This is a genomic window from Thiomonas sp. TH-17 (assembly GCF_057473305.1).
Genome location: NZ_JBYCKI010000079.1, coordinates 1 through 4,532, shown reverse-complemented (window position 1 = coordinate 4,532; position 4,532 = coordinate 1). Strand labels below are relative to the sequence as shown.

The 4,532-nt window shown below is 65.1% G+C and carries 4 protein-coding genes; 1 reads left to right on the top strand and 3 read right to left on the bottom strand.

The window, feature by feature from the left end:
- Positions 1 to 2,509 (bottom strand): AAA family ATPase (locus tag AC2VLV_RS05100; protein WP_486988948.1); only part of this gene is annotated, 2,509 nt, incomplete at its 3' end.
- Positions 2,510 to 2,885: 376 nt separating this feature from the next.
- Here AC2VLV_RS05100 and AC2VLV_RS05095 point away from each other — a divergent pair.
- A complete protein-coding gene (locus AC2VLV_RS05095) occupies positions 2,886 to 3,167 on the top strand; it encodes a hypothetical protein (RefSeq protein WP_486988947.1) in 282 nt (93 codons plus the stop codon).
- A 109-nt stretch (positions 3,168 to 3,276) separates the two neighbouring features.
- Here the strand turns inward: AC2VLV_RS05095 and AC2VLV_RS05090 are convergent, their stop codons facing one another.
- Together AC2VLV_RS05090 and AC2VLV_RS05085 are read right to left on the bottom strand one after the other, a co-directional pair.
- Entirely contained in the window at positions 3,277 to 4,116 is an 840-nt protein-coding gene (locus AC2VLV_RS05090; protein ID WP_486988946.1) for a metallophosphoesterase family protein, read from the bottom strand.
- Positions 4,117 to 4,137: 21 nt separating this feature from the next.
- Positions 4,138 to 4,269 carry a hypothetical protein gene (locus tag AC2VLV_RS05085; protein WP_486988945.1) on the bottom strand — a complete coding sequence of 44 codons (132 nt, stop codon included), beginning with the start codon at positions 4,267 to 4,269 and terminating at the stop codon, positions 4,138 to 4,140.
- Positions 4,270 to 4,532 lie beyond the last annotated feature (263 nt).

Genomic DNA, 4,532 nt, shown 5'->3' with positions numbered 1-4,532 from the left:
CGGCCTCGTGCAGCGCGGTCAGGCGTTTGTCCGCCGCGCTCAACGCGCGGCTGCTGCGCGGGCCGAAGCGCTCGGTGGTGATGATCTCGCGCATGAACGCCGTGTCGACCTCGGCGCGGCCTTCACGCAGCAGCGCATAGGCCGTTTCATTGCGCACCGACTCCATGGCCGCGCCGCTGAGACCGGTGGTGACATCGAGCAAGGCTTCCACGTCCAGGGACTGGCCGCCGGGCAGCGCCTGGTAGCGTGTGATGAATCCGCGCCGGGCTTCGCGGTCGAGCATCGGCACTTCCACATGCAGACCCAGCCGCCCCGGTCGCAACAGCGCCGCATCGAGGCGCTCCAGATAATTGGTGGCGGCCACGGTAAACACCGGACTGGTGCTGCCACCGAAGCCATCCAGCGCCGACAGCAGCGCGTTGATGGCGGCGATGGAGGCAACCTGCTGGCGGCTGCCCAGCACATCGATCTCGTCGAGGAACACCAGCGCCGGGGCATAGTGCCGCGCGCGCTCGTACAAGGATTGGGTGAAGCGCGGGTCAAGGAGTTCCACGCCATTGGCCGCCAGAAACGGCAGATCGGCTTCGCCGGCCAGCGCCTTTGCCAGCAGGGTCTTGCCGGTACCGGGCGGGCCATAAAGCAGCATGCCGCTGGGGGGCGCTACGTCCCATTGCTCGAGTTGCCGCGGTTCCTTCAGCAGGTGCACGACCTGTTGCAGGCGCTGTTTGACCACGACGTGACCCTGCACGTCGCCGAAGCGAACGCTGGGCACCTCGACAACCAGCGCGCCGCTGCCTTTGAAGTCCTCGGCGCGTTGCGGCACCGCGACCTGCGGGTCGTGCAGGGTCAGGGTCCGCGGGCTTGCCTCGGTGTCAAGCGTGCGCTCGAACACCACGGTGCGATTGCGGCGCCTGAGGCACTGCACCAGATCCGGCCCGTCCGGCTGCGGCTGCACTGGAATGCCCAGGCGCTCCTTGATCGGCTCCAGCATCTGCAAGGTGCCCGGCGCGAAACGGATGTGCAGCAGCTGGCCGTCGAGCAGCGCGAAATCCTGCCGCAGCGCGTAGGCATCCAGCTCGGGCAGCCACAGGTCACGCAGCGCGCGCGCCGTGACCTTGCGTGCATCAAGGTCGGCGCCATGGGCGAGCAGGCTGGCCTCGACCAGCAACGCCCTGTCGGCCTCCCAGTCGAGCCGAATGCCCACGGATGCAGCGTACTTCGACTTCAGCTCCTGCAGCCCCCGTCTGACGAGTATGCGCAGTTCGGCCTCACCCAGCGGAGGAAACAGCAGCAGGTTGGACGCCCCCAGCGCGCTGAGCAAACCGGCGTCGTATACCGGCATGTCGCCACCGCCATAGGCATCGGTGCGCTGTTTGCGCAGATAATCGAGCAGGGTGTCCTTGCCCTGCCCAGGCTGGCGCGCATACCGCTCGAAAAAGCCCGCGTTCCGCGCAAGCTCGCCATCGATACCGGCGATGAAGATGAATATGCAGCCGCTGGCGTCCACTGCGGGCGGGGCGATGCGCTCCTGTTTGCAGTCGTTGTGCAAGTAGAAGCCGTAGCGATCGGTCAGGGTCCCGGTGTCGAACAGCTCCAGCAGCACGTTCTGTGTGTTGGGGTGCGCCTTGTCCAGATGATCAAGGATGATCACCGAACGCGGATGCTCCCGGATCCACTGGGTCAACTCACCGGGCTTTGCATCTCCATAGCCTTGGGTCAAGCCCACCAGGCCGAAATTCTGATTGTCGCTGGTATAGGCCGACAGATCGAAGATCTTGCTGGCCCAGACGTCTTGAGGCCCCGCCGAAGCCTCGGACGGTGCCGATGACGGCAGCTCCGGGGCTCTCGCCAGCGCCTGGGCGATGATCCGTGCGGCGAAGCTCTTGCCCGTGGCCGTGGGACCCACAAAGAAAAAAGTGGCCCATGGCTGCTTGGGCGCCGAACGCAACGCCGGTGTTTCCATCAAGGCCGCCGCGATCTTCGGGATCTGTTCTCGAGGGTCGAGAAACGCCTGTTCCAGGTCGGCGCAAACGCGTCTTGCTGCGTCCATCACCTGCGTCCGCGTCAGCGGTGGCGGAATCTTGACTGGACCAGTGGATGCTGCGTCGTCGGTCACCCCGGCCCATCCCGCGAGCCTGCGTGTGTAGTCGGCTCGAAATTGATCGCGAAACGCATCTTCGAGCAGGTTGTCCAGATTTTCGACGCGCAGCCCAAGTTCGGCCACATACTTCCGCGCATCTGCTGATAACGGATGCACAAAGGCCGCCATATCAGCGAGCATCGCCATGGCCAGCGTGAGCGTCATTTCGCGCCGTGTGAACCCCAGATTGAGCGCTGGCAGACGGCCACTCGCGCTGGCGGATTTGCCGTCCACCGTGTGACGGATGGCTAGCTTCAGATCCTCCATCTCGACCATGGCATGGCCATTGACGCGCGCGATCCCGCGCGCCACGGCGAGCAGAATGCACGACGGGTCTTTGGGGTGCGATGCCGGATCTTCAGCGGCCATGGCGTCCAATCGCTTGACCGCGTGCAACAGCGCCCACGGGCATGAGCCTGTCGCGCGAACAACGCGCAGGAACCACAGGCCATGTGGGTCGCCTGCTGCGCCGCATGCCTGGATTGCCTGCGAGCACGTCACCGCAACACTGCCTGCACACTGCGCTTCTGTGCGTCGCCCCCTTCGCACGTGCCATCACCAAGACTCCCTGTGTCCGGTTTGATGGGCGCCAAACCGGCGCTCGTCATCGGCTGTCTGACTCATCGCCGGGACCGTGTCAACTTACACTTTCAACGGAATCGTAATACGCGCATGACAATCTACCCTGCGCGCGCATCCGGTGCGGCGTTGCGGCGACCGTTCGCCTCACCCCATCCGCAGGCCGATGCAGGTTGCAGCAAGAACCCGCCTGGTCGTAGCGTTGCGCCGTGAACCGGGCATCCGCCCGATCGACAGCGAGATCAACCCCATGGCCAAAGCCATTCCCCGTCATCCCCACGGTCCTGTGCACTGCGAGCCCTGCGCGCGCGCGGGCAAGCACATCGAGATGCTTGCCCAGGATGCGCTGGACGCATCGTTTCTGGTGCCGGAAGAAATCCAGCCTGAGGGACTGCGCTCCTACCGCTGTCCGACGTGCGAGAACATCCAGGTATTCCGCGTCGACTGACCGGGCGTGCGCGCCCACTTCCCGTTGCCCTGAACCGGGCAGCCCCACATCACACCATTGCCGTGCGGCTGGCGCGTGCGGTGGCGGGTCGCAGCGCAACGCCGTTGGCTCAATCCGCTGGCGCTGTGCCGGGCATGCTATGCCCCAACCGCGATGCGCGCGCCGCATCCTTCTCGCCCGCCCGCAGCACCGTGCCGTTGAGCGCAGTGATGCCGCGCAGGCCCACGCCATGCGCGTGAAATCCGAGCGCTGCGGTGCGACCGCTGTAATCGAGACGGTCGTGGTGGTGGCCATGAAACAGCGTGTGCACACCCAAGGCGCGCGCAAGATCGTCGATCGCGGCAAAGCCGTGCGGATGACATGAGGGCGCCTCGTGCGTAACCAGCACCTCGGCGTCCTGTGCGACCAGCGCATCGAAATCGTCGGGAAACAGGCTGCTGTGATGCTTGATCACGCCCGGTCTTTGAAGGGTATGGGCCCAATCCTTCGGATGCATGCGCAGCCGCAGGTCCTCGAGATACGCCTGCAACGAAGAAAACTTCGGGTCCACGGGTTGGTCAGGCCGCCAGATCTCGTCGCGGAAAATGCCACCCAGCCCGGCGATGCGAACACCAGCCACCTCGACCACGCGACCATGCAGGTTGCGCTCGGGCCAGGCCTGCAACGCATCCCACGTCGGCGCGCGATCAGTGTCGTGATTGCCATGGATGAACCATACCTGCGTGCCCAGCACCTCGATGGGTGCCATCAGTTCCTGCAGCGGCGCAGGCGCTTCGATATCGCCCAGCAGGACGAGTGCCTGCGGTCGCGACGCGCGCACCACCGCGAACAGATGTTCGAACTGGCCATGCAGATCACCGGCAAACAGGATGTTCGGCGTGACGGGCGAACGATGCGGCATGGGGAACGCCGGAAGCACGGAAGGGCGCAGCAGACCTGCAAGATGCATGGGTGCCGATCAGCCGCAGACTCATTCTGCCCGATCCTGCCCCTCCTCGACGGCCCCCCGGTACAGTCGCGCCTCGGCCAGCTCCAGCAGCACGCTGGCCAATGGATAGGCGTGCAGCACGTTGGCATCGAGCACTGCGGTGAAGTTGCTCATGCCAACGGCTCAGAGGCCGAGATCCCGGTCGATGGCCACGAGCTCATCCAGCGCGGTGCGGCGAAGCTTGCGGTCCTCTTCGTCGAAGCGCACCAGATTCAACGCAATGGCAACGTCCTTGGGCAACGCCTGTGCAGGCGTCTGGTGGCCCGTGAAGATGCGGAATTGTGTGCGCCGACGCCGATTTGAGCCATGCGCCGGGTTTGCGGTGAGCCGGTTGGAACGCGCAGAAATTCAAGCTTGGCGCCGTGCGCAACTCGTTT